This is a genomic window from Agreia sp. VKM Ac-1783, from assembly GCF_900177765.1.
Lineage (GTDB): Bacteria > Actinomycetota > Actinomycetes > Actinomycetales > Microbacteriaceae > Agreia.
In genome coordinates this window covers 709,783-734,173 of record NZ_FXWI01000003.1, presented here as the reverse complement: position 1 = coordinate 734,173, position 24,391 = coordinate 709,783, and the positions used below count along the sequence as shown (strand labels likewise).

At 66.2% G+C, this 24,391-nt stretch carries 25 protein-coding genes; 7 read left to right on the top strand and 18 right to left on the bottom strand.

The window, feature by feature from the left end:
- Nucleotide 1: 1 nt before the first annotated feature.
- From CCK87_RS13160 to guaB, 4 genes are all read right to left on the bottom strand, one after another.
- Entirely contained in the window at nucleotides 2–535 is a 534-nt protein-coding gene (locus CCK87_RS13160) for a TrkA C-terminal domain-containing protein (protein ID WP_085484950.1), read from the bottom strand.
- Nucleotides 536–635: 100 nt separating this feature from the next.
- Nucleotides 636–2,366: a glycerol-3-phosphate dehydrogenase/oxidase gene (locus tag CCK87_RS13155; RefSeq protein WP_170927280.1), complete on the bottom strand. Its 1,731-nt coding sequence runs from the start codon at nucleotides 2,364–2,366 to the stop codon at nucleotides 636–638.
- A 56-nt stretch (nucleotides 2,367–2,422) separates the two neighbouring features.
- Nucleotides 2,423–3,541: a GuaB3 family IMP dehydrogenase-related protein gene (locus CCK87_RS13150; protein WP_055777970.1), complete on the bottom strand. Its 1,119-nt coding sequence runs from the start codon at nucleotides 3,539–3,541 to the stop codon at nucleotides 2,423–2,425.
- Between the two features lie 34 nt (nucleotides 3,542–3,575).
- Nucleotides 3,576–5,078, bottom strand: a complete 1,503-nt coding sequence (gene guaB, locus CCK87_RS13145) for an IMP dehydrogenase (protein WP_085484946.1) — start codon at nucleotides 5,076–5,078, stop codon at nucleotides 3,576–3,578.
- Nucleotides 5,079–5,333: 255 nt separating this feature from the next.
- Here guaB and CCK87_RS13140 point away from each other — a divergent pair, with 255 nt between their 5' ends.
- From CCK87_RS13140 to CCK87_RS13120, 5 genes are read left to right on the top strand one after another with little or no spacing between them, the layout of a single operon-like run.
- Nucleotides 5,334–6,710, top strand: coding sequence for a branched-chain amino acid ABC transporter permease (locus tag CCK87_RS13140; RefSeq protein ID WP_086461804.1), 1,377 nt, complete (start codon nucleotides 5,334–5,336; stop codon nucleotides 6,708–6,710).
- A gap of 11 nt (nucleotides 6,711–6,721) precedes the next feature.
- Nucleotides 6,722–7,699: a branched-chain amino acid ABC transporter permease gene (locus tag CCK87_RS13135; RefSeq protein WP_086461803.1), complete on the top strand. Its 978-nt coding sequence runs from the start codon at nucleotides 6,722–6,724 to the stop codon at nucleotides 7,697–7,699.
- Complete coding sequence (locus CCK87_RS13130; RefSeq protein ID WP_086461802.1) at nucleotides 7,692–8,693, top strand: ABC transporter ATP-binding protein; 1,002 nt, start codon at nucleotides 7,692–7,694, stop codon at nucleotides 8,691–8,693. Before CCK87_RS13135 ends, CCK87_RS13130 begins: the two co-directional genes overlap by 8 nt.
- Nucleotides 8,690–9,460, top strand: coding sequence for an ABC transporter ATP-binding protein (locus CCK87_RS13125; protein ID WP_085484938.1), 771 nt, complete (start codon nucleotides 8,690–8,692; stop codon nucleotides 9,458–9,460). Before CCK87_RS13130 ends, CCK87_RS13125 begins: the two co-directional genes overlap by 4 nt.
- Before the next feature lie 11 nt (nucleotides 9,461–9,471).
- Nucleotides 9,472–10,353, top strand: a complete 882-nt coding sequence (locus tag CCK87_RS13120; protein WP_086461801.1) for a hypothetical protein — start codon at nucleotides 9,472–9,474, stop codon at nucleotides 10,351–10,353.
- Nucleotides 10,354–10,428: 75 nt separating this feature from the next.
- On the opposite strand, the gene CCK87_RS13115 is transcribed toward CCK87_RS13120, so the two are convergent.
- The 3 genes from CCK87_RS13115 to groES all read right to left on the bottom strand — a co-directional run bounded on the left by CCK87_RS13115 (nucleotide 10,429) and on the right by groES (nucleotide 13,193).
- A complete protein-coding gene (locus CCK87_RS13115) occupies nucleotides 10,429–11,700 on the bottom strand; it encodes an ABC transporter substrate-binding protein (protein WP_086461800.1) in 1,272 nt (423 codons plus the stop codon).
- A gap of 140 nt (nucleotides 11,701–11,840) precedes the next feature.
- Nucleotides 11,841–12,797, bottom strand: coding sequence for an EamA family transporter RarD (gene rarD, locus CCK87_RS13110; RefSeq protein ID WP_249273885.1), 957 nt, complete (start codon nucleotides 12,795–12,797; stop codon nucleotides 11,841–11,843).
- Between the two features lie 99 nt (nucleotides 12,798–12,896).
- Nucleotides 12,897–13,193, bottom strand: a complete 297-nt coding sequence (groES, locus tag CCK87_RS13105) for a co-chaperone GroES (protein WP_044440065.1) — start codon at nucleotides 13,191–13,193, stop codon at nucleotides 12,897–12,899.
- Between the two features lie 165 nt (nucleotides 13,194–13,358).
- Between groES and CCK87_RS13100 the strand changes: the two genes are divergently transcribed.
- Nucleotides 13,359–14,546: an SAM-dependent methyltransferase gene (locus CCK87_RS13100; protein WP_086461798.1), complete on the top strand. Its 1,188-nt coding sequence runs from the start codon at nucleotides 13,359–13,361 to the stop codon at nucleotides 14,544–14,546.
- A gap of 65 nt (nucleotides 14,547–14,611) precedes the next feature.
- Here the strand turns inward: CCK87_RS13100 and CCK87_RS18330 are convergent, their stop codons facing one another.
- The 10 genes from CCK87_RS18330 to glmS all read right to left on the bottom strand — a co-directional run bounded on the left by CCK87_RS18330 (nucleotide 14,612) and on the right by glmS (nucleotide 22,437).
- Nucleotides 14,612–15,133 carry a DUF4190 domain-containing protein gene (locus CCK87_RS18330; RefSeq protein ID WP_086461797.1) on the bottom strand — a complete coding sequence of 174 codons (522 nt, stop codon included), beginning with the start codon at nucleotides 15,131–15,133 and terminating at the stop codon, nucleotides 14,612–14,614.
- A gap of 89 nt (nucleotides 15,134–15,222) precedes the next feature.
- On the bottom strand, nucleotides 15,223–15,549 hold the full coding sequence (locus tag CCK87_RS13090) for a DUF4190 domain-containing protein (RefSeq protein WP_086461796.1): 327 nt from the start codon (nucleotides 15,547–15,549) through the stop codon (nucleotides 15,223–15,225).
- A gap of 9 nt (nucleotides 15,550–15,558) precedes the next feature.
- The gene (tsaD, locus tag CCK87_RS13085; RefSeq protein ID WP_086461795.1) at nucleotides 15,559–16,650 is read right to left on the bottom strand and encodes a tRNA (adenosine(37)-N6)-threonylcarbamoyltransferase complex transferase subunit TsaD; all 1,092 of its coding nucleotides are present in this window, start codon (nucleotides 16,648–16,650) and stop codon (nucleotides 15,559–15,561) included.
- Nucleotides 16,647–17,168 carry a ribosomal protein S18-alanine N-acetyltransferase gene (gene rimI / locus CCK87_RS13080; RefSeq protein WP_249273884.1) on the bottom strand — a complete coding sequence of 174 codons (522 nt, stop codon included), beginning with the start codon at nucleotides 17,166–17,168 and terminating at the stop codon, nucleotides 16,647–16,649. The genes tsaD and rimI overlap by 4 nt, the downstream gene beginning before the upstream one ends.
- Complete coding sequence (tsaB, locus tag CCK87_RS13075) at nucleotides 17,165–17,782, bottom strand: tRNA (adenosine(37)-N6)-threonylcarbamoyltransferase complex dimerization subunit type 1 TsaB (protein ID WP_086461794.1); 618 nt, start codon at nucleotides 17,780–17,782, stop codon at nucleotides 17,165–17,167. Before tsaB ends, rimI begins: the two co-directional genes overlap by 4 nt.
- Nucleotides 17,783–17,826: 44 nt before the next feature.
- A complete protein-coding gene (gene tsaE, locus CCK87_RS13070) occupies nucleotides 17,827–18,321 on the bottom strand; it encodes a tRNA (adenosine(37)-N6)-threonylcarbamoyltransferase complex ATPase subunit type 1 TsaE (protein ID WP_086461793.1) in 495 nt (164 codons plus the stop codon).
- On the bottom strand, nucleotides 18,318–19,094 hold the full coding sequence (locus CCK87_RS13065; protein ID WP_086461792.1) for an alanine racemase C-terminal domain-containing protein: 777 nt from the start codon (nucleotides 19,092–19,094) through the stop codon (nucleotides 18,318–18,320). Before CCK87_RS13065 ends, tsaE begins: the two co-directional genes overlap by 4 nt.
- Entirely contained in the window at nucleotides 19,091–20,203 is a 1,113-nt protein-coding gene (gene alr / locus CCK87_RS13060) for an alanine racemase (RefSeq protein WP_086461791.1), read from the bottom strand. Before alr ends, CCK87_RS13065 begins: the two co-directional genes overlap by 4 nt.
- Nucleotides 20,200–20,577 carry a holo-ACP synthase gene (locus tag CCK87_RS13055; RefSeq protein WP_086461790.1) on the bottom strand — a complete coding sequence of 126 codons (378 nt, stop codon included), beginning with the start codon at nucleotides 20,575–20,577 and terminating at the stop codon, nucleotides 20,200–20,202. The genes alr and CCK87_RS13055 overlap by 4 nt, the downstream gene beginning before the upstream one ends.
- Nucleotides 20,578–20,586: 9 nt before the next feature.
- Nucleotides 20,587–22,437 (bottom strand): glutamine--fructose-6-phosphate transaminase (isomerizing), encoded by a 1,851-nt coding sequence (gene glmS / locus CCK87_RS13050; protein ID WP_086461789.1) that lies wholly within the window; start codon nucleotides 22,435–22,437, stop codon nucleotides 20,587–20,589.
- Between the two features lie 48 nt (nucleotides 22,438–22,485).
- Between glmS and coaA the strand changes: the two genes are divergently transcribed.
- Nucleotides 22,486–23,442 (top strand): type I pantothenate kinase, encoded by a 957-nt coding sequence (gene coaA / locus CCK87_RS13045; protein ID WP_086461788.1) that lies wholly within the window; start codon nucleotides 22,486–22,488, stop codon nucleotides 23,440–23,442.
- A 20-nt stretch (nucleotides 23,443–23,462) separates the two neighbouring features.
- On the opposite strand, the gene CCK87_RS13040 is transcribed toward coaA, so the two are convergent.
- Nucleotides 23,463–24,317, bottom strand: coding sequence for an SDR family oxidoreductase (locus CCK87_RS13040; RefSeq protein ID WP_249273883.1), 855 nt, complete (start codon nucleotides 24,315–24,317; stop codon nucleotides 23,463–23,465).
- Between the last annotated feature and the right edge of the window lie 74 nt (nucleotides 24,318–24,391).

The following is a 24,391-nucleotide window of genomic DNA, read 5'->3' as shown; positions in this document are numbered from 1 at the left end:
CCTAGCGCCCGGGAGAGCCGTCGGCGGCGCCGCTCTTGGAGCGCATCTCACCCGTGCGGAAGAAGTTGAACGCCTTGGCGACCTTCTCGGGCGAACCGGCGACGACGAGGGTGTCGCCCGGAAAGACCTTGAAGTCGGGTGCAGGTGCGGGATTCGCCGACTCGCCGCGCACGACGGCGACGACGGTGAGCCCGACGATGTCGCGTTCCGCCGTATTGCCCAAGGGCTGCCCGGCGATGTGGTCTTCGTAGTCGACCGTGAACCAGTCGATGCTGAGTCCGGGAATCTGGTCGAGCGCCGTCAGCGATTCGGTGATCTGCGTGCCGCCCAGGAGCTCGGCGAGAGTGCGCGCCTCGTCTTCGCTGAGACGAAGCGACACCTTGGCCGCGTCTGAGGTGTTGTCTTCGTCGGAGAAGGTGATCAGATCGCTGTGACCCGAACGGTGAGCGATGACTCCGACCTTGCCGCCGTCTGCCGTGATGAAGGTGTGCAGTACCCCGACGCCGGGGAGCTTGACCCGTCGGACATCGACCATGACTGAACTCCTCGGGGTAGCTGCATCGTGCGGGCGGAAGACTCCATTCTACCCGCGCACAGAATGGCCCGACCGTTGCCTGAACGTCTGTCGGAGCGGGCTACGCCTCTGCAGCGATGTCGGGTGCCTCGAGTCGGATGCGATCGGCCGACTCGTCGTCGGGCTGCTCCTGGCTCGCGCGCTCCGCCGCAACCCGGCGGAGGTAGTTCGCGACCTCCCGCTCGATACGCGCCTCGTCCCATCCGAGCACCCCGGCCATGAGCCGGGCAGCGACGGGCGCCGCAGACACACCCCTGTCCCACGCCTCGATCGAGATGCGGGTGCGACGAGCCAGCACGTCTTCGAGATGAAGAGCGCCCTCGTGGCTGGCCGCGTAGACGACCTCCGCCGCGAGGTAGTCGTCGGCGCCAGGCAGCGGCTCAGCGAGCTCCGGGTTCGACGAGATCAGATCGAGCAGCTCGTCGGTCAGCGTTCCGAAGCGGTTGAGCAGGTGCTCGATGCGCACGGTGTGCACGCCGAACTTGCGGGCGATCTTGCTGCGCTTGTTCCACGCCGCCTGGTAGCCCTCGGCGCCGAGCAGTGCGATGTCTTCTGTGACGCTGCCGGCGATCTTGCCGTCGAGCGCCGAGACCGCGGCGTCGATCGCGTCTTTGGCCATCACACGGTAGGTCGTCCACTTGCCACCGGCGATCACGACGAGGCCGGGAACCGAGTGCGCGACGAGGTGCTCACGCGACAGCTTCGATGTCTGATCGCTTTCGCCGGCGAGGAGCGGCCGGAGGCCGGCGTAGACGCCCTCGACGTCGTCGCGAGTGAGGGGCACGTTGAGAACCGTGTTGACGTGTTCGAGGACGTAGTCGATGTCGGCGGCCGTCGCGGCGGGGTGGGCCTTGTCGAGGTGCCAGTCGGTGTCGGTCGTGCCGACCAGCCAATGGCGGCCCCACGGAATGACGAAGAGAACGCTCTTCTCGGTGCGCAGCAGCAGACCCATCGACGACTGGAAGCGGTCGCGAGGAACGACGAGGTGGATGCCCTTCGATGCGCGCACCTTGAACTGACCACGCTCGCCGACCATCGCCTGCGTGTCATCGGTCCACACGCCTGTCGCGTTGACGACCTGCTTGGCGCGGATGTCGAACTTCTCGCCGGTCTGCAGGTCGTGAGCATGAACTCCGACCACCCGCTGGCCCACCTTGATAAATCCTTCGACACGCACTCGGCTCGCGGCGTGCGCACCATAGAACGAGGCCGTGCGAACGACGCTGGCGCCGTAGCGGGCATCGTCGACCTGGGCGTCGTAGTACGTGATGCCGCCGATGAGAGCGTCGTGCGCCATGCTCGGAATGGCTCGTTGGACCTGGCCGCGGGTCAGGTGACGGTGGTGTGGAACTCCGGGCGGACGCCCTCCCGTGTAGGAGAAGAGGTCGTAGAGCACCATTCCGGCACCGATGTAGAAGCGATCGATGAAGCGGCGCTTCAGCGGAATGAGAAAGCGCACGGGCTTCACGAGGTGCGGTGCGATGCGCTGCAGGAGCAGGCCACGCTCGATGAGAGCCTCGCGCACGAGACGGAAGTTCAGCTGCTCGAGGTACCGCACACCTCCGTGCACGAGCTTCGACGAACGCGAGCTCGTGCCGCTCGACCAGTCGCGAGCCTCGACGATTCCGACCCGCAGGCCGCGCGTCGCGGCGTCGAGGGCCGCACCCGCCCCGACGATGCCGCCGCCCACGACGAGGATGTCGAGTTCTTTGGTCTTCAGCGCCTCGATGGCCGCTTCGCGCTCTTCTGGCCCGAGTTTCGCTGATCGGGACACGGTGTTCGTTTCAGCCATCTTCAGGCCTCCTCGTCATAGAGAATCGGTGGCGCCAGTTTACCCGCGGCGGGTGACTAGTGGGCGAGATACGGCGCGACCACGACGTCGATGCGCTGGAACTCCTTGAGGTCGGAGTACCCCGTGGTTGCCATCGAGCGGCGGAGCGCCCCCATGAGGTTGGCCGTTCCGTCTGCCACAGGCGACGGCCCGTTGAGGATCTCCTCCAGCGGTGCGACCTGCCCGACGTGGACCCGGTTTCCCCGCGGAAGCTGGGTGTGGTGAGCCTCGCTGCCCCAGTGGTATCCGCCACCCGGCGCGTCTGTCGCGCGAGCCAGAGCGGTACCCAGCATCACGGCGTCCGCGCCGACCGAGATGGCCTTCACGATGTCGCCCGAGGTTCCGAGACCGCCGTCTGCAATGACGTGCACGTAGCGGCCTCCCGACTCGTCCATGTAGTCGCGACGAGCGCCCGCGACGTCGGCGACAGCCGTGGCCATGGGTGCGTGGATGCCGAGGGTCGCCCGGGTGGTCGACGCGGCTCCTCCGCCGAATCCGACGAGCACGCCCGCTGCGCCGGTGCGCATCAGGTGCAGCGCGGCGGTGTAGGTGGCCGCTCCGCCGACGATGACAGGAACGTCGAGCTCGTAGATGAACTTCTTGAGGTTCAGCGGTTCGGTGCTCTTCGACACGTGCTCGGCGGAGACGGTCGTTCCGCGGATCACGAAGAGGTCGACGCCCGCGGCGACGACCGTCTCGTAGAGCTCCTGAGTGCGCTGAGGCGACAGGGCTGCTGCAACAGTGACCCCGGCGGCCCGGATCTCGGCGAGGCGGGCGGTGACGAGTTCGGGCTTGATGGGCTCGGCATAGATCTCGCGCATGCGAGCCGTGGCCGAGGCTGCGTCGAGGGAGCGGATCTCCTCGAGGATCGGCTCGGGGTTCTCGTAGCGCGTCCACACGCCCTCGAGGTCGAGCACTCCGAGTCCACCGAGCTGGCCCATGCGGATGGCCGTGGCAGGCGAGACCACGGAATCCATGGGTGCCGCCAGCACGGGCATATCGAAGTGATAGGCGTCGATCGTCCAGTTGATCGACACGTCCTGCGGGTCACGGGTGCGCCGCGAGGGCACTACCGCGATGTCGTCGAATGCGTAGACACGACGGCCCCGCTTGTTGCGGCCGATTTCGATTTCCATACTCACCCGACAACCCTACCGGTCGAGCGAGAGGCTACCTGCGGTAGTTCGGCGCCTCGACGACCATCTGCACGTCGTGGGGGTGCGACTCCTTGAGACCGGCCGCGGTGATGCGAACGAAGCGGCCCTTCTCTTTGAGTTCGGCGATCGTGCGAGCACCCGTATAGAACATCGACTGACGCAGGCCTCCGGCGAGCTGGTAAGCCACGCTTGCCAGGGGGCCGCGGTAGGGCACCTGGCCCTCGATGCCCTCGGCGATGAGCTTGTCGTCGCTGGGCACATCCGACTGGAAGTAGCGGTCTTTGGAGTACGACGTCTTCTCGCCGCGGGTCTGCAGCGCTCCGAGCGAGCCCATGCCCCGATAGTTCTTGTACTGCTTGCCGTTGACGAACACGAGATCGCCGGGGCTCTCGTCGCAGCCGGCGAGAAGCGATCCGAGCATCACCGTGTCGGCACCGGCGACCAGGGCCTTCGCGATGTCGCCCGAGTACTGCAGGCCTCCATCGGCGATCACCGGGATGCCGTGCGGCTTGGCCGCGAGCGACGCTTCGTAGACGGCCGTCACCTGGGGCACGCCCACACCGGCGACGACGCGCGTGGTGCAGATCGATCCGGGACCGACGCCGACCTTGATCGCGTCGGCACCGGCATCCACCAGCGCCTGGGCACCAGAGCGGGTCGCGACATTGCCGCCGATGATGTCGACGGCCTCGAAGGCGCTGTCGCGCTTGAGGCGACGGATGATGTCGAGCACTCCGGCGCTGTCGCCGTTGGCGGTGTCGACCACGATCACGTCGACTCCCGCTTCGAGCAGGCTCGTGGCTCGCTGCCACGCATCGCCGAAGAATCCGATGGCAGCGCCGACGCGCAGGCGGCCGGCCGGATCTTTTGTCGCGTTCGGGTACTTCTCGCTCTTGTCGAAGTCCTTGACCGTGATGAGGCCCGTGAGGCGGCCCTGCTCATCGACGATCGGCAGCTTCTCGATCTTGTGCTGAGCGAAGATGGCGATGGCGTCGTCGGGGTCGATGCCCTGACGTCCGGTGATGAGAGGAGCCTTCGTCATCACGTCGCGCACGAGCGTGGTGGCCTTCTCGAATGGAGACACGAAGCGCATATCGCGATTCGTGATGATCCCGACGAGGACGCCCGCCTGGTCGACGACAGGCAGACCGGAGACGCGGAAGTGACCGCAGAGCGCGTCGACCTCGGCGACGGTCGCGTCGGCGGTGGTGGTGACCGGGTCGGTCACCATGCCGGACTCGCTGCGCTTGACGAGGTCGACCTGACTCGCCTGATCGGCGATCGACAGGTTGCGATGCAGGATGCCGAGGCCGCCCTGTCGGGCCATGGCGACGGCCATGCGCGACTCGGTGACCGTGTCCATCGCCGCGCTGAGTAGAGGGGTGGAGACTTCGATGCGACGGGTCAGCCTCGATGAGGTGTCTGCCTCGGAAGGAATGACATCGGTGTGGCCCGGCAGGAGCATCACGTCGTCATACGTCAATCCGATAAAACCAAAGGGATCCGCCTGGTCCAAATGACACCTCGCCTCGTAGAAAATATCTCTTGTCAAGAGTAACGGTTAGGCGACCGCGATATTCCGGTGTAAGAAAGTACCTGCGCGCCCCGAGGTTTCTTCTCCGTCGAAACATGGAGGCAACAAACGGGCGCTATGTTCTAGCAACGTCGCTCGACCATAGATAACGGAGCCCGGTTACATCCGAGGCTTCCCACAGGAGGTGCACCCTTGCTCGCTGGCATAAGACCCGGGCAGTCGGCTCGATTGATCGCGATGCTCATCGCGTCGGTCGTTCTCTGTCTATCCGTCGTCCTCGGAGGATCCGCCCTCGGCGCATCAGCTGCTGAGACGACCGCTTCCACATCCACCGCAACCGAGCAATCGATCCTCGTCTGGGTTCGCACCGACGCAGACAAGGTCGGGGTGGCCAACGTGTCGATCACCGTCGACGGCGATGGCGGCACCGCGACGGGGGTCACCGGCGCAGACGGCAAGGCCGTCATCCCCGTGAGCGAACCCGGCACCTACACCGTGACCATCGACGAAGACGCCCTCCCGGTCGAGACGGGCTACCCACGCCCCTCGACCAACCCGGCAGAGGTCGAGGTGTTCGCCGGCAACACCGAGGTGCCCTCCATCTTCTTCCTGTCGCCCGACAACGCGAAGGGGGCCGTCGCTGCACCCTCCGACGAGTCGACCTCCACTCCGGCCCCGGGTGCGACCGACGATGCAGGAACGGGTACCACGACCGCTCCGGTCACCGTCGATACGTTCTGGCTTCGATTCTGGCCGCAGCTCGTCACCGGCCTGATCTTCGGTCTGCTCATCGCACTCGCGGCCATCGGCGCATCCCTTATCTATGGAACGACCGGGCTCAACAACTTCGCCCACGGCGAGTTGGTGACCTTCGGTGCGCTGATGGCCTACCTGTTCTCGGGAATCATCGGGCTGCCGGCCGTGATCGCGATCCCCGCGGCGATGGTTCTCGGCGGCCTCTTCGGCTGGGCGCAGGATGCGGGCATCTGGAGACCCCTGCGCAAGCGCGGTCTCGGTCTGATCCCGATGATGATCGTCACCATCGGACTCTCGCTCGCGCTGCGCTACGTGTTCGTGCTCCTCTTCGGACCCGACCGGCTGACCCTTCCGAACAGCACGAAGCCCTTCCTCGTGATCGGTTCGGTCAGCCTGAAGTTCACCGACGTGGCGGGCGCGGTCATCGCGATCGTCGTCATCCTGGGCGTCGCACTGGTGCTCACGAAGACCAAGATCGGCAAGGCCATGCGCGCCGTGTCCGACAACCGTGCCCTGGCTTCGGCCTCGGGCATCAACGTCGAGCGGGTCATCCGCGTCGTGTGGGTCGGCTCGGGTGCGCTTGCTGCGCTGGCAGGCGTCTACGTGGGCTACTACCAGTCGCTCCGCTGGGACACGGGGGCGTCGATCCTGCTGCTGATCTTCGCGGCGATCACTCTCGGTGGCCTCGGTTCGGCCTATGGCGCTCTCGTCGGAGCCGTGATCATCGGCCTCATCATGAACCTGTCGACGCTGTGGATTCCGGAGAACCTCAAGTTCGTCGCCCCGCTCGTGCTCATGATCATCATTCTGCTCGTTCGGCCCCAGGGCATCCTGGGCCGTAAAGAGCGCGTCGGCTAGGGAAGGTCCTTATGAACGGCAATTTCATCTGGCTCACAATCGGGCAGATATTCGACCCCACCGTGGCGGCCTACGCCCTGGCCACGATCGGCCTCGTGATCCACTTCGGCTTCACCGGTCTCCTCAACTTCGGGCAGGCGGGCTTCATGGCCGTCGGCGGCTACGCCTTCGCGATCACGTCGGTCGTCTACGACTGGCCCCTCTGGGGATCCTTCCTCGCGGCCATCGTGGCGGCCACCGTCTTCGCTCTCATTCTCGGTATACCCACGCTGAGGCTCAGGGCCGACTATTTGAGCATCGTGACCATCGCGGCGGCGGAGATCATCCGGCTATCCGTGAAGACACCGGAGTTCTCCGAGGTCACGGGTGGTTCGGAAGGCATCAACGGCGCAGCACGCGCGTTCAACGACGTGAACCCTCTTCCCGATGGCCGCTGGGGCCTCATGGGCACTCCCCTGGTCTACAACCAAGACCAGTGGTGGGTTCGCATCGTGGGCTGGGGCCTCGTAGCGCTGGCCTGTCTCCTCGTCTTCCTCCTGATGCGCAGCCCCTGGGGCCGGGTCATCATGGGAATCCGCGAAGACGAGGACGCCGTGCGCTCGCTCGGCAAGAACGTCTTCTCGTACAAGATCCAGGCGCTGATTCTCGGTGGTGTGCTCGGTGGTCTCGCCGGAGTCGTCTTCATCCTGCCGCGGTCTCTACAGCCCGATAATTACGGCACCCAGCTGACGTTCTTCCTCTATACGATCATGCTGCTCGGTGGAGCCGCGACCGTCTTCGGCCCGGTCGTGGGATCGATCCTCTTCTGGGTCACACTGTCGCTCACAGACGGGCTCCTCAGCCTCGGCATCGAAGCCGGAGTCCTCCCGCTCACGACGACACAGACGGGCCCGATCCGATTCATCATCGTCGGTGTCGCCCTGATGCTCCTCGTGATATTCCGTCCGCAAGGAATCTTCGGCAAGAAGAAGGATCTGCACTTTGCCTGAAAAAACTCTCGTATCCGACATCACAGACGATGTGATCGTTCCGGGCGTCAAGAAGAAAGACCCCATCGTCGTCGCCCACGCAGTGAGCCGTCGCTTCGGCGGCCTCACCGCCGTCGACGTCGCCCACCTCGAGATCCCGCGTGGTTCGATCACCGCTCTCATCGGCCCGAACGGCGCCGGCAAGACCACGTTCTTCAACCTGCTCACCGGCTTCGACAAACCGAACACGGGCAACTGGACGTTCAAGGGCAAGAGCCTCGCCGGTGTTCCCGCATTCAAGGTCTCCCGCATGGGCATGGTGCGCACATTCCAGCTCACGAAGGCGCTGAGCGGCATGACCGTTCTCGAGAACATGCGTCTGGGCGCCACGAAGCAGGGCGGCGAGAACATCTTCGTCTCTCTCTTCAAGCCGCTGTGGAAGGCCAAAGAAGACGAGATCACCGAACGCGCGATGCAGCTGCTGGCGAAGTTCAAACTCGACACCAAGAAAGACGACTACGCGTCGAGCCTGTCCGGTGGACAGAAGAAGCTGCTCGAGATGGCTCGTGCCCTGATGTCGAGCCCCGAGCTGGTGATGCTCGATGAGCCGATGGCCGGAGTCAACCCGGCGCTCACCCAGTCACTGCTGGGCCACATCGTCAACCTGAAAGACGAGGGCATGACCGTGCTCTTCGTCGAGCACGACATGCACATGGTCAACACGATCGCCGACTGGGTGGTCGTGATGGCGGAGGGCAAGGTCGTCGCCGAGGGTCCGCCCTCTACGGTCATGTCCGACCCCGCCGTTATCGATGCCTACCTCGGCGCCCACCACGCGAGCGACCTCGGCACGATCGAGGGGCAGCTCGAGGTGGCGGAGGAGATGGAATCAGACCTGATCCGCTCGGAGGTGGAGCAGGATGCGGAGGCCGCCGGCATCGCCGTGCCGAACCATGAGCCCTCGCCCAGCACCGATGCCGCGCCGACCCCGGTCGACGGAGAGGAAAAGAAGTGAGCACCGAGACCGATCGCGTCCTCGTCACCAAGGAGCTCTTCGCCGGATACGTCCCGGGGGTAAACATCCTCAACGGCTCCAACGTCTACGTGAAGCGTGGCGAGCTCGTGGGAATCATCGGCCCCAACGGCGCCGGCAAGTCCACGTTGCTCAAAGCCATCTTCGGCCTCGTCAACATCCGCAGCGGCTCCGTCGAGCTGAACGGAGAGGACATCACCGGGCTGAAGGCCGACAAGCTGGTCTCCAAGGGCGTGGGCTTCGTGCCGCAGAACAACAACGTCTTTCCCTCGCTCACCATCGAAGAGAACCTCGAGATGGGCATGTACCAGAAGCCGAAGCTCTTCAAGACGCGGCTCGCCTTCGTCGAAGACCTGTTTCCCGAGCTGTCCAAGCGGCTCAAGCAGCGCGCCGGCTCTCTCTCGGGAGGCGAACGGCAGATGGTCGCAATGTCGAGGGCTCTGATGATGGATCCGAGCATGCTGCTCCTCGACGAGCCGAGTGCAGGCCTCTCCCCCATGCGTCAGGACGAGACCTTCGTGAACGTGCAGCGCATCAACCGTGCTGGCGTCTCGATCATGATCGTCGAGCAGAATGCCCGTCGCGCGCTGCAGATCTGTGATCGCGGCTACGTGCTCGATCAGGGCAAGGACGCGTACGAGGGCCCTGGCCGCGAACTGATGAATGACCCCAAGGTCATCGAGCTCTACCTCGGCACTCTCGCCACGACGAACGAGGTCACCACCTCGACGCCGACGGTGGGTGGCTGACGACCCGCACCATGAAGAGGCCCAGTACCCGAGGCCCACGCATCGCCCTCTCGGGCGTCGTGGCGGCCGGGGTGCTGGGCCTCTCCGCGTGCCAGGCAGCACCGCCGCTCGAGGCGCTCCCCGATGGTGTGACCGTCGGCATCCATCAGAATCGCGACGACTACGGCCCCCGGCGCCTCGAGATCTCCGTCACCAACGACGGCGAGGACGAGATCACGGTCACCCGCGCGACCCTGGAGAGCGCCGTCTTCGCGGCGGACACGTCGACGGAGCGCAGCTCGGAAATACCGACGGGCGTGACGCGCGACCTGAAGGTGACGCTCGAAGACACCGTGTGCGCCCCAGGAACAGCTGAAGACACTCGTGTGAGGCTCCAGTTCCGGATGCCGGATGGGCAGTCCGGAGAGGCCGTCGTGACGCCCGGCGACGCCTTCGGCGCCATCGCGCGCGTGCACGCGCAAGACTGCCTCGAGGAGACCACCCTCTCGATCGTCGACATCGTGCCGTCTGAAACGCTGCGCGTGGTGGATGTCGCTGGCACCCCGACAGCCCAACTCGACGTCGCGATCACGCCACGCGCGACGTCGGACTCGTCAGGAACGGTCACGGTGCAGTCGCTCGGGCGCACCGTGCTGATCCGGCCGCCCGCGACCGACTCCTGGCCCGTGGGCAGCACGTTCTCTGCTCAGAGCGATCCCGCCCTGATCACTCTCGACATCGTGCCGAACAACTGCAACACGCACACGGTCGCCGAAGACAAGCGCGGAACGTTCTTTCCGGTTCAGGTCTCGACGAGTCAAGGAGGCACGGGCACCTTCTACGTCGGCGTGAGCGACGCCCTGCGCGGCCAGATCTACGACTACATCGCTCATGACTTCTGTCACTGGAGCTGACCTTCGACCTCGCTGAGGCAAAGAAGAAGGGGCCCGGTCCGAAGACCGAGCCCCTCCCACCTCGCTTACGAGGAATTAGTCGAGCTTGCCGAACACCTGCTCTTCGAACGACGTCTTGTTGCCGGTCGAGTACTTGTAGATCGACACGTAGGCCTCGGTCGGGTCACCGTTCTTGTCGAAGGTGATCGGGCCCGAGATGCCGTCGTAGTCGATGTCCGTGCCATCGGCGATGAGCTTGGCACAGTCAGCGAACGACTCGCACTTGGTTCCACCCTCGGAGACCGACTGCAGGTTGTCCTTGATGGTCGCACCGTCGGTGGCCTTGCCCTGGAGGGAGGCCAGCGCCAGCAGCGTGGTCGCGTCGTAGGACTCGGCCGCGTAGCTGAAGACCGTCAGCGGGTCGCTGCCCTGATCCTTTACGAGCGCCTGCAGCTTCTCCTGGAACTCGGCCTTGGCCTCGACACCGGGGTTGGTGAACTGGGCGCCGGCGATGTCGACGTTGGTGTCCTTGTCGGTGATCACGCCGTAGTTTCCGTCAGCTCCGTAGAGCTTCGAGAAGTCGAAGCCCTTGGCTGCGAGCTGCTCGGCGATGGTCTTGATCTCGTCGAACGAGATGACGACCAGCGCGTCGGGGTCGGTGGCGAGAACGCTCGTGAGCGCCGAGTTGAAGTCGGTGGAAGCGGGCTCGAAGGTCTCTTCTGCTCCGACCTTCGCTCCGCCGGCCTCGAGGGCCTCCTTGACGTTCTTCTCAAGACCGGTGCCGTAGGCGTCGTTCATGTAGAGGATGGAGACGTTCGTCTTGCCGTCCTTGACGATCTTGTTTCCGAGGATGCGACCCTGGAGAACGTCGGACGGGGCGGTGCGCCAGTAGTACCCGTCGTCTTCGTACGACGTGAAGTCGGGCGAGGTGTTGGCGGGCGAGATCTGAACGACGCCGGCCTGGGTGACCTGATCGATGAACGTCTTCGAGACGCCCGAGGAGGCTGCACCGATGACGGCGGAGACGCCGTCAGCGATCAGCGACGTGGCTGACTGCGTCGCGATGTCGGTCGTGGTGTCGCCCGAGTCCTTCTGCGTGACGTCGATCGAGATGCCGGCTTTGGCATCGTTGATGTCTTTCGCAGCAAGGTCGACGCCCGCGATCTCGGGCGGGCCGAGCACGGCGAGCGTACCGGTCTGCGGAAGAATCGTGCCGATCTTGAGGGACAGGTCACCGGAGTCGCTGCCGCCGCTGCTGGTCGAGCCGCTCGAGCAGCCGACGAGAACGAGCGCGCTGATTCCCAGGATGGCCGCGCCACCGAGGGTGGTCTTCAGCGACCGGGAACCGGTCTTGGCGAATACGCCCATGATGCTCCTTGAATGTGATTGTTTTGTGGTGCACGGCGTAACGAAGTTGGCCGTCCTGTAAAGCTAACGGCCCAAAGTCGCACCGACAATACATTCCTGTTACGGGCGTGTAACGCGACCCAATCGTTACCTTGACCCCGTCAGACCGGCTCAGCGACAGGCATCCGGCCCGATCGACTCGTTTTGACCATGTCGAATGTGAGCGCGATCAATGCGAGCCAGACGAGACCGAATCCGACCCATCGCTCGATCGGCATCGGCTCGTGCATGACGAATACTCCGAAGAGGAATTGCAGGATGGGTGCGATGTATTGGATGAACCCCATATAGACGAGCGGAAGCCTCTTCGCGGCCGACGCGAAGAGCAGGAGCGGAACAGCCGTGATGATCCCGGCGCCGACCATCAGAACGACGTGCACGGTGCCCGACGAGCCGAAGGCGAGACCGGGCGGAGTGGCAGAGACGATGACGGCTTGCACCGCGGCGACCGGAAGCAGCCACAACGTCTCGAGGGTGAGGCCAGACACGGGGTCGACCACCGGGCCGATGCGCTTCTTGACGAAGCCGTAGAGCCCGAAGGAGAACGCCAGAATCAGGGCGATCCAGGGAACGGATCCGAAGCCCACCGTGAGCACGCCGACGGCGACGACACTGATGCCGAGGGCGACCCACTGCACCGCGCGCAGTCTCTCTCCGAGGATGACGACACCGAGCAGGATCGTGACGATCGGATTGATGAAGTACCCGAGCGCTGTCTCGACGACGTTGCCGCTCGTCGCGCCGATGACGTAGGTCTGCCAGTTGACGTAGATCAGGAGACCGGCGAGCCCCATCGTGAAAAGCAGACGCGGCTGCCGCACAATGGCGACGAACGCGGGCCAGGCACGGGTCGCCGTGATGATCACCGCACAGAAAGCGAGCGAGAAGAAGATGCGCACGGCCACGATCTCGAAGGGGCCAGAGGGCAGCAGCAGAAGGAAGTAGGCGGGGAGGAAGCCCCACATCGTGTAGGCGCCTACGGCGTAGAGGATGCCCGAGCGAGACGGCTGGTCGCCGGAAGTGGGGGCTGGAACTGAGGGAGCGGCGGGGCGAGGCACTGATGAATGCTACCTCCGGGCCGGGTCGGCCGAACGGCCGTGGCAACAAAAAAGACCCGGATGGCAGAGCCACCCGGGTCTTTGTCTGTTTGTCTAGGTTCAGCGAACCACGACGGCGAGCACGTCGCGAGCCGACAGCACGAGAAGGTCTTCTCCGCCGTACTTGACCTCGGTTCCGCCGTACTTGGAGTAGATGACCTTGTCGCCGACGGCGACGTCGATCGGAACGCGGTTGCCATTGTCGTCTACGCGACCGGGGCCGACGGCCACGACCTCGCCCTCCTGGGGCTTCTCTTTAGCAGTGTCAGGAATGACCAGGCCCGAGGCTGTGGTCTGCTCCGCCTCGACCTGGCGGATGACGATGCGATCCTCGAGCGGCTTGATGGAGACCGACACGGTTGACCTCTTCTTTCTTCACGTCTGATTAGCACACTCACACCGAGAGTGCTAAGACGAGTTTAGGGGGTGGACTGGCACTCGGTCAATCCGAGTGCCAACCGCCGTGGCACCCCGCTCCGCGCGGACCGCCGTCTAGGCTGACGGGGTGAATAGGCACCGCGAATGAACAAAGACGAGCTCGGCCTAGTGATGACCTCGGCAGCCCTGAGGCTGCTCGACTCACTGCCCGAATACAGCGATTCCACCGACATCGTCAAGACGGTCGCCGATCTGCGGCGCGATGGCCACCCGGCCGATCTCGTCTCGGCGGTGCTCACGCAGTCGAGGCTGCGGGCGAAGGCCACGGCCAAGTTCGGCGAGTTCGCCTCGCGCATGCTGTTCACCGAAGCGGGCCTCGAACAGGCCACGCGCCTGCGCGTCGCCGCCCTGCATGCCGGGCGATACCAGGCCGCCGGCATCCGGAGCGTGGCGGATCTGGGGTGCGGCATCGGTGCCGACGCCCTCGCCTTCGCTGCTCTCGACCTCGAGGTGCAGGCCGTCGAACGCGACGAGGTGACGGCAGCGATCGCCTCCTACAATCTGGCCCCGTTCACGAACGTCAGCGTCAGCCTCGGAGACGCGGCCGAGCACGATCTCGCCGGCGTCGAATCCGTGTACCTCGACCCGGCACGGCGCACCTCGGGGCACTCGGACACACGTCGCCTGCCCGACCCGCGCGACTATTCTCCATCGCTCGACTTCGCCTTCGGTGTCGCGCGCACACGGCCCACGGGCGTCAAGCTCGGACCCGGATTCGATCGCTCGCTCATACCTGCCGAGGCGGAGGCTCAGTGGATCTCGGTCGACGGCCAGCTCGTAGAGAACAGCCTGTGGTTCGGCTCGCTTGCCCGTGAGGGCATCACGCGCAGCGCACTCGTGCTGCGTGGCGGGCACAGCGCCGAACTGGTCGCGGCGGGCGACAGCCTCGACGCCGACGTCGCCGAGCTCGGTACATATCTGTACGAGCCCGATGGTTCGGTGATCCGCGCCCGGTTGATCGGAGACCTCGCGCGCTCCCTCGACGCTCGTATGCTGAGCGAACAGATCGCGTATCTCACCTCCGACAGTCTCGTCTCGTCGCCCTTCGTCGCAGCGTTCCGCGTGGTCGATACGCTGCCGACCGACGAGTCGAAGCTCAAGAAGGAACTGCGCCGACGCGGCATCGGGCGGCTCGAGATCAAGAAGCGCGGCGTCGACATCGATCCGGCCGCACTACGCCGACGACTGTCGCTGTCGGGAGACGCGGAGGCCACCCTCGTGATGACGCGGGTGGGCGGCCGCCACACGGCGATCCTCGCAGAGCGGGCCTGAGGCCAGGTCTCCATCACGACGAAAGGCCCCTCGTCGAAGTCGACGAGGGGCCTTTCGTGTATGGCTTAGTACGAGGAGTACGAGCTGTCGTTCAGGCTCGCGATCACGCCGAGACCGATGACCAGGGCCCAGATGATGAGGATTCCGATGCCGACGAATCCGGTGATGATAGCGGTCAGCCAGAAGCCCTTGGCGGCCGGCTCACGCTTCTTACCCATGAATCCGAGCACGACAGCCGCGATGGAGGCGATGCCGAACCATCCGAAGAACAGGATGCCGACGATACCGGCGATCATGCCGATGAGGCTGAGCGTCTTCGGGGCCGAGGCCACGGGCGAGTACGGCTGGCCGTACGGGGAGGCGCCGTTCGGAGCCTGCGCGTAGGGGTTGGCCGGCGGGGCCTGCTGGTAGCTGGGCGCTCCGTACGACGGGGTCGACTGCTCGGTGGCGGGCGGCGTGTAGGCGGGCGGGGCCGACGGCGCGCTCGGCGCTCCGTAGCTCGGCGCAGACGGGGTGGACGGTGCCGTGGGAGGCAGCGGCGGGACCGACGGCGTGCCCTCGGTCGACGGGGTATTGGGATCAGTCATGGGACAAGACTACTGAAGCTCGGTCACCCACATCTACGGGACACCCCGATTGGCCCGGCTCGATGGGCTCAGCCGCTCGGAGCGTGAGTCTAGAACGTGGTCTGCGGGGTGGGGCCCGACGTGACGAACATCACCAGAGCGACCAGGATGCCGATGGTCGCGATCAAGCCCAGATACCCCAGAACCAGACCGATGACCGCCAGGACCATGCCGGACTGCCGACGTCGCCTCACCTGTGCGATGCCGATGTGGCCGAGAACGATGGCGACGGGCGAGATGAGCAAGACCCCGGTGATGAGCGAGAACAGGGCAGGCATGTTGAGCGTGCGGCGCGCCTGAACGGCCGGGCCGGTCTGTGCGCCAGGAGCCGCCCCGGAATCGGGCGAATGCGGCGCGTAGGCAGGCTGACTCGACATGGACCGAGCCTATCCGACCTGGATATCGGTGACCGGCAGAGTCGAGTCGGCCCCGAAGCCCAGCCCCGATGGCCCGTGGCCCGCCATGATGAGCTGCGCGCCGAGGGCGGCGATCATCGCGCCGTTGTCGGTGCAGAGACTGAGGGGCGGGATGCGCAGGGCCACGCCTGCGGCCTCGGCCCGCACAGCGGCGACCTCGCGAACGCGCGCGTTCGCCACGACTCCGCCTCCGAGCAGAAGTCGAGGCACGCCGTATTCTGCACAGGCCGCGAGCGCCTTCGTGATCAGGACATCGACGACCGCCTCGCGGAAGCTGGCAGCGACATCGGCAAGCGGCACCTCCTCACCCGCATCCTGTTTCTTCTCGACCCAGCGCGCGACTGCGGTCTTGAGCCCCGAGAACGAGAAATCGTAGCGGTGAGCATCGTGGTCCTTCGGGAGGCTCAGTCCGCGGGGAAAACGGATGGCCTTCGGATTGCCGCCGACGGCCGCGCGATCGATCTCGGGACCGCCCGGATAAGGCAGTCCGAGCAGGCGTGCGACCTTGTCGAACGCCTCCCCCGCCGCATCGTCGATCGTCTCGCCGAGAAGCTCGACATCGGAGACCAGATCGCGCACCAATAGCAGCGAGGTATGGCCGCCCGAGACGAGCAGGGCGATCGTGGGGTACTGAATCTGTCCGCCATCCACCTCGCTCGCTTCGTCGCTCTCCTGCTGCGGCGACCTCAATACGTCGGCGCCGACGTGTCCGACCAGATGGTTCACCGCGTAGATCGGCTTCTCGATCGCGAGCGCGAGCGCCTTCGCTGCTCCGACACCGACCATCAGCGCTCCTGCGAGTCCGGGACCGCTCGTCACCGCAATTGCATCGATCTCGTCGAGGGTGACTCCCGCGTCGGCGAGCGCCGAGGTGATGGCGGGCGTCATCGCCTCGAGGTGCGCCCGCGCGGCGACCTCGGGCACGACTCCCCCGTAGCGGGCGTGCTCGTCCATGGACGAGGCGATGGTGTTGCTGAGCAGCGTCGCGCCCCGCACGATTCCTACGCCGGTTTCGTCGCACGACGTCTCGATGCCGAGAACGAGGGGATTGTCGGTGTTCACGATTCGATCTCCTCGGGGTCGCCGACGGCCGCCCAGCGCGTCTGGGCATCGGGGACGGCGGCGCGCATCACAATGGCGTCCACGTTGTCGGGCTGGTAGTAGCCGGGGCGCACCCCGAGCCGTTCGAATCCCAGCGACGCGTACAACGCCTCGGCAGTCGGGTTGTCGGCGCGCACCTCGAGAAAGATCTCGCGAGCGCCTCGTCGCCGAGCCTCGTTCATCAGACTCGTCATCAGTACGCGGCCGAGTCCCTTGCGCCGGGCCTCGGGCGCCACGGCGATCGTCTGAATGTCGCCCTCCTTCGCACCCCGAGGAGCAAGCAGACCCGCGTAGCCCGCGATCGTTGCGTTCGTCGGCGAATCGTCGGAACCCAGGGCGACGAGGTAGTAGCAGTGCGGGCTCGTGAGGTCTGCGCGCATGGCATCCGACGTCCACGCATCCGTCGTGAACACGCTCGACTCGATCGTCATGATCGCGTCGAGATCGTCGATGCCGGCTTGCCGCAGTTGCCAGCTCACTGCGTGACCCGTTTGATGCCGGATGGCATGGTGACGTCGGGCGAGCGCAGGTAGAGCGCCTCGTCCGACGCGAGTGGCAATCCGGTGGCCAGAAGCGCCGCCGCGGCCAGGGCGAGCTGGGCGGCGGGGATCTCCGTGGCATCCACTCTTCTGGCGTCGGTATGTGGAAGCGAATCCGGCTTGGAGAGCCCAGGCCCGTCGAGTCGCACCGGCTCGGGCGCCGAGAGGTCGTACAGCGACCAGAAGACCTCTTTGCGACGTGCGTCGGTGACGACGATGGCGGTGTCCGATGCGCCCGAGAGTACCTGCTGGCGCGCGACGGCGTCGGCGCTGACCATGGGGTAGAGCGGGATTCCGGCGCCCAGTGCGAAGGTGCGGGCGGCGGCGATGCCGACCCTGAGGCCGGTGAAGGGGCCGGGTCCCATTCCGACGACCACGCCATCGAGCGACGAGGGCCGCACCCCCGCGGCGGAGAGTGCGTCGGCGAGCAGGGTGCCGATGACCTCGGCGTGCCTCATGGTGTCGGGGGTCGACCGTTCGACGATGATCTCACCCGTCGAGGGGTCGACGATGGCGACGGAGGTACCCGCGGAGGTGTCGATGGCCAGAAGCACGAGTTATAGGTTAGTCGCCCGCGAGCGAGCGGGTGCCCCTCCGCTCACGGCCAGCGTGGGCCGACGCCGTCGATGGTGACCCGGCGTGGTTCGATGGGCTCCTCGTCGTCGCAGGCCTCCGCATCCAGATCATCGGATGCGCCGCGCGGCCGATCGATGGTGATCGAGAGCCATGAGTCGGTGAGTTCCTCGACGAGGCCGGCGCCCCACTCGATGACCACGATGGAGTGCTCGAAGTCGATGTCGAGGTCGTCGAGCTCGACCGCGCTCGAGAGCCGGTAGGCGTCGACATGCACGAGGGGAGGTTGGGACGGATCGAGTCGGGGGTGCGTTCGGGCGAGGACGAAGGTGGGGCTCGTCACCGCGCCGCGCACCCCGAGCGCCTCGCCGAGACCCCGCGTGAACGTCGTCTTGCCCGCGCCGAGCTCGCCGGTGAGCAGAATCACGTCGCCGGCAGCGAGCAACCCGGCTATCTCGTGGGCGAGAGACGCCATCTGCTCGGGATCTGCGATGACGATTTCTCTGTGCAGGGTGGTCATCGTGCCGCCTCCTGGTCGATGTAGCGACGGGGAACACGACGGCCTATGCGCGCGAGGATCTCCCCCGCCGTCGAACCCGAGTCTCTGGCCCAGCCGGCGGCCGTCGGCTCACCCTCGAGGCCTGGCCCGAATGCGACGGCTCGATCCCCCGGAGCCACGGGCGCATCTCCCACGTCGAGCACGACCTGGTCCATGGCGATGCGGCCGGCGATCGGATACGGCCGACCATGGATCGCCATGCGTCCGGAGCCCGTCGCGGCACGCGGTATACCGTCTGCGTAACCGAGCGGGACCAGGGCGAGCGTGGTCTCCTTTGTGGCCCGATAGACGAATCCGTACGAGACTCCGTGTCCTTCTGGCACGCGCTTCACCGAGAGCACGGGCGCAGAGACCGTCATCACGGGAACGACGCCGGCCGGTGCGCCGTCGGTGAGTTCCATGCCGAAACCGAACGCGGCGATGCCCGATCCTGCGGGGGGAATGGAGAACCGCTCGGTGTGCCACCAGCGCACGTCGATGCCGATTCCCGCGTCGGCGATGCTCCGCGCATCACCTTCGTCGCGCACACTGAGGATGTCGGCCCCGGACTCCGCCGCGACGCGGGCGAGACGAACGAGTCCGTGGCCATAGGCATCCGCGGTCATGTCGATCACGAGAGGGCCGCCGACGGCCCGAGCGGCGAGGATCGACACGTTGGCCCGGAAGGCGCCGAGGTCGATCGCGGCGTCGCGACCGAGGGACGTCGGGTCGACGGTGTCATCGAGCTCGCTCATGCGATGTACTCCCTGGCCACACGGTCACCCAGCCGAGTGACGATCTCGTAGTTGATCGTGTCGGCTGCCCGTGCCCAGTCGTCGGCAGAGGAGACGCCCTCGGTCGGATCGCCGAACAGCGTCACGATATCGCCGCGTGCAGGATCTGCGCCAGCCGAGACGGGCTCTACGACGAGATGGTCGGATTCGACGCGCGTCACGAGAAGTCGCCCGTAGCTTCCGGTCACGTGGATGCGGCCTGCGGCCTGCGGAGGAATACCGTCTCCGTAGCCGAGGGGCACGATGCCCGATCGGGCTGCGAAATCCGCGTCGGACGAGGGGGCGACGGCGACGATCGTGCTGCGCAGGGTCATCGCCGGATGGAGACCGAGGTCGGCGGAGTCCGCATCATCGAGAGGCGACAGCCCATAGGCGCCGATACCGATGCGCACGAGGTCGAGTCGCGTTGCGGGCAGTCGCAGGGCGGCGGCGGTCGAGGCCAGATGCCGAAGTCGCGGCCGCAGACCGGCCTGTCGCGCGGTCTCCACCCCGACGTGCAGGCGTTCGAGCTGGCGTGCGTCTTCGTCGTCGTCGGCGTTGGAGAGGTGGCTGAAGATGCCTCTGATGATCAGCTGACCTGAGAGCTCACGTCGTCTCGCGTCGTCGAAGAGTGCACCCCACTGGGACTCGCCGGCACCGTTGCGCCCCAGCCCCGTGTCGAGCTTGAGATGCACGGCCGCGGGAACTCCCCCGACAGCCTGCTGGGCCTGGGCAATCGACGCGAGCTGACCGAGATCGCTCACGCCGAGGTCGATGCCGGCCTCGAGCGCGGCCGCGAAGTTGTCGTGCGATTCGTGCAGCCAGGCGAGCACGGGCTGCGTGATGCCGGCATGCCTCAGCTCGAAGGCCTCCGAGAGGTCGGCAACGCCCAACCAGGTGGCCCCGCCGTCGAGCGCGGCGCGCGCAACCTGGGCGGCGCCGTGCCCATAAGCGTTCGCCTTGACCACGGTCATCACCTGGGCGCCCTCGGCGAGGGAGACGAATCGGGCGACGTTGTGGCGAACCGCGCCGAGGTCTATCGCCGCGACCGAGTCGGGCGCCGCGGCAGTGCCGATCTCGGGAGCCGTCATTGCGCGGCGCTGCTGACGCGTTCGGCACGCTCGGCGACCACGAACGCGAGGGCCGAGTCACCGTCGTGACTGAGAGAGAGGTGGATCGTCCCGACGCCACGAGCCCGGGCCGTCTCGGCCACCCGCCCGCCGAGGAGGAACGACGGCTTGCCGTCGTCGTCGGTCACGACCTCCATGTCGTGCCACCGAAATCCGGAGGAATCGCCCAGCGCCTTGATCAGGGCCTCCTTGGCCGCGAACCGTGCGGCGAGCGACCGCGGAGCCCGACCGCGTTCGCCCTCAGCGAACAAGCGCTCGACGAGTCCCGGCGTGCGATCGATCGAGCGCACGAATCGGGGCACGTCGACGAGGTCGACGCCGATGCCGACGATCACCGGCGAGACCTACTCGACGGTGACGGACTTGGCCAGGTTGCGCGGCTGGTCGACGTCGAGCCCCTTCGCCGTCGCCAGTTCCATGGCGAAGATCTGCAGGGGGATGACGGCGAGCAGCGGCTCGAACAGCGGGCCCGCCAGCGGGATGCGGAACACGTCTGATGCGTACGGAAGCACAGCGACGTCGCCCTCTTCCGCGATCGCGAGAACCTTCGCGCCTCGAGCCTTGATCTCCTGGATGTTCGACACGACCTTGGCGTGCAGCGAGTTGGGGTGACGCGGGCTGGGCACCACGACGAACACGGGCTGGCCCGGCTCGATCAGTGCGATCGGGCCGTGCTTGAGCTCGCCGGCGGCGAAGCCCTCGGCGTGGATGTACGCCAGCTCCTTGAGCTTCAGCGCGCCCTCCAGCGCTACGGGGAATCCCACGTGGCGGCCGAGGAAGAGCACGGCACGGGAGTCGCTCATCCAGTTCGCCAGCTCGGTGATCTCGCCGTGCTGTTCGAGCACCCAACGGATCTTGTCGGGAATCTCCTGGAGTTCGACGATGGAGCTGGAGATGGTCTCGTCGTCGAGCGTCGCGCGAACACGAGCGAGGTGCAGACCGAAGAGGTAGAGCGCGGTGATCTGAGCGATGAAGGCCTTGGTCGACGCGACCGCGACCTCGGGGCCGGCGTGCGTGTAGATCACGGCGTCGGACTCGCGCGGAATGGTGGCGCCCTGCGTGTTGCAAATCGACAGAGTGCGAGCGCCCTTGGCCTTCGCCTCCTGGACGGCCACCAGAGTGTCCATGGTCTCGCCCGACTGGCTGATCGAGATCACGAGCGTCGATGCGTTGACCACCGGGTCACGGTAGCGGAACTCGTGCGAGAGCTCGACCTCGACCGGGATGCGTGCCCACTTCTCGATGGCGTACTTTCCGAGCATGGCCGAATACGCCGCGGTGCCACAGCCGAGGATCACGATGCGGTCGATCTCGGTGAGCAGCTCGTCGATTGCCTCGAGCTCGCTCAGAACCACGTGGCCGTTGTGGATGCGACCCAGGAGGGTGTTGGAGACGGCCTCGGGCTGCTCGCTGATCTCCTTCGCCATGAAGCTCGACCAGCCGCCCTTCTCGACGGCCGACGCATCCCACGAGACCTCGTACTCGTGGGCCTCGACACCGTTGCCGGCGAAGTCGGTGACCGAGACGGAATCGGGGGTGATCGTGACGATCTGATCCTGTCCGATCTCCATCGCCCGGCGGGTGTGCTCGATGAACGCGGCGACGTCGGAGCCGAGGAAGTTCTCGCCGTCACCCAAGCCGATGACGAGCGGGGAGTTGCGGCGGGCGCCGACGACGACGCCGGGCTCGTCTTGGTGAAGCGCCAGCAGCGTGAAGGCTCCCTCGAGACGTGCCACGACGCGGCCGAGCGCTTCGGCCAGGCCGCCTTCGCCCTCGAGGTACTCACGGCCGAGGAGCTTGGCGGCGACCTCGGTGTCGGTCTCGCTCTCGAAGGTGTACCCGTCGGCCAACAGCTCGTCGCGGAGACCGGCGAAGTTCTCGATGATGCCGTTGTGGATGAGGGCGATGCGACCGTCGGCACTCAGGTGCGGGTGCGCGTTGACATCTGTCGGTCCACCGTGGGTAGCCCACCGCGTGTGGCCGATGCCTGTGCTGCCGTCGGTGAGAGCGGATGCCTCGAGATCGGCGGCGAGGACGGCCAGCTTGCCGGCCCGCTTGCGCGTGACGAGCTCGCCCGACTCGGTGATGATCGCGACGCCGGCGGAGTCGTATCCGCGGTACTCGAGACGACCCAACCCACCCATCAGAACATCGAGACTGGAGTTGTTACCGACATAACCCACGATTCCACACATCCCTCGAGTTTACGGCCTGGATCGGGCGTGGGGCACAATAGGGGATCTATGGCTGACACCGGGCACTCCTCTCCAACCACGGGCCACCCGACTCCGTTCCGCGACATCGCCCGCAAAGAGTGGGCCGCGCTGGCACCCTCCACCCCGCAACCGCTCTCCGAAACAGAGATCGTTCAGCTGCGTGGACTCGGAGAGCCGCTCGACATGACAGAGGTCGCGGAGGTGTACCTGCCACTGAGCCGCCTGCTCAATCTGTACGCGGCCGGAGCCAAGAGACTGCACGCATCGACCAGCGATTATCTGGGAGAGAGACAGACCGCCACGCCCTTCGTCATCGGCGTCGCGGGCTCGGTCGCGGTCGGCAAGTCGACGATCGCCCGCCTGCTGCGCGAACTCCTGGCCCGGTGGTCGGATACCCCCCGAGTCGAGCTCGTCGCCACCGACGGATTCCTCTATCCCAACGCCGAGCTGAACCGCCGCGGCATCATGCACCGCAAGGGGTTTCCCGAGTCCTACGACAGGCGCGCCCTGCTGCGCTTCATCAGTGCGGTCAAGAGCGGGGTGCCCGAGGTCCGCGCTCCGTTCTACTCGCACCTTGCGTACGACATCGTGCCCGAGGCGCAGATCGTCGTGCGGCAGCCCGACATCCTCATCGTCGAGGGCCTGAACGTGCTGCAGCCGCCGCAGCCCGGCCAGGGCCTCGCGGTGAGCGACCTGTTCGACTTCTCCATCTACGTGGATGCCCGCACCAGCGATATCGCCGCCTGGTACGTCGATCGGTTCCTGGCTCTCAAGCGGGGGGCGTTCGCCAACCCGAATTCGTTCTTCCACCGCTACGCCGACCTGAGCGACGACGACGCGCGCTCGACGGCCGCCGAGATCTGGCGTTCGATCAACGAGCCGAACCTCGTCGAGAACATTCAGCCCACGAAATCGCGGGCCACTCTGGTGCTGCGCAAATCATCGACGCACGCCGTCGACAGAGTCCTGCTGCGCAAGATCTGAGCGGATGGCGGCTCCGCTGCTCAGCTCAGCGAGAAGCCGCCGTCGCTCGTGAGGACCTGACCGACCATCCACCGGCCCTCGTTAGACACGAGCCACGCGATCAGGCGCGCGGGGTCGCTCGGCAGTCCGAAGCGTCCCAACGGCATAGACCCGAGCACGCCCTCCTTGACCTCGGCCGGTCGATCGGTGGGCACGTCGTCGAGGTATCCCGTGTTCACAGGGCCGGGGTTGACCGTGTTGAGCAGGATCCCCCGGGTCAGGAGTTCGGCGGCGACTGTCGGGGTGATGCCCGCGAGAGCGGCCTTGCTCGTGGCGTAGGCCACCTCCCCCGGCATCGGCCCCTCGTGCTGGCCTGACGTCATCCAGATCACTCTTCCCGTCGCCAGCTCGTCGATGGGAGCGGAGGGGTCGGGGGCGAACTGCTCGGCGAAGCATCGCGTCAGCAGCAGGGTCGAGCGCGCGTTGACCGACCAGTGGGCGTCGAGGCTCTCTGACGTCATCTCAAAGATCGAGCCGTCTCCACCGCTCTGCGCGTGATTGCAGATCAGGATGTCGAGCCGGCCGAAGGCATCGACCGCCGCGTCGATCAGGCGACCGGGTGCCGTGGGCTCGGCGAGGTCTAGACCCCAGTCGCCGAAGTCCGCACCCGGTGCCAGCGCGGAACGAACCGCGGCGCGAACGGAGTCGATGTCGTCTGCACCCCACGGCTGGTCGGCGTCGTGGGGAGAGAAGTGCTGAACGAAGACACTCGCTCCGAGTTCGGCGAGACGACGACTCACGCCGAGGCCTATGCCGCGATGTCGGGACACCCCGGTGACGAGAGCCGTACGACCGGCCAGAGGCAACGATGACGAGCTGGCGGAAGACATGTCCATGCCGCCAAGGCTACGCCGAGCGCGCGGTCAGCGGGCGAGCGAGCGGACTGCGATGGAGCGCCCGCCCGATAAGG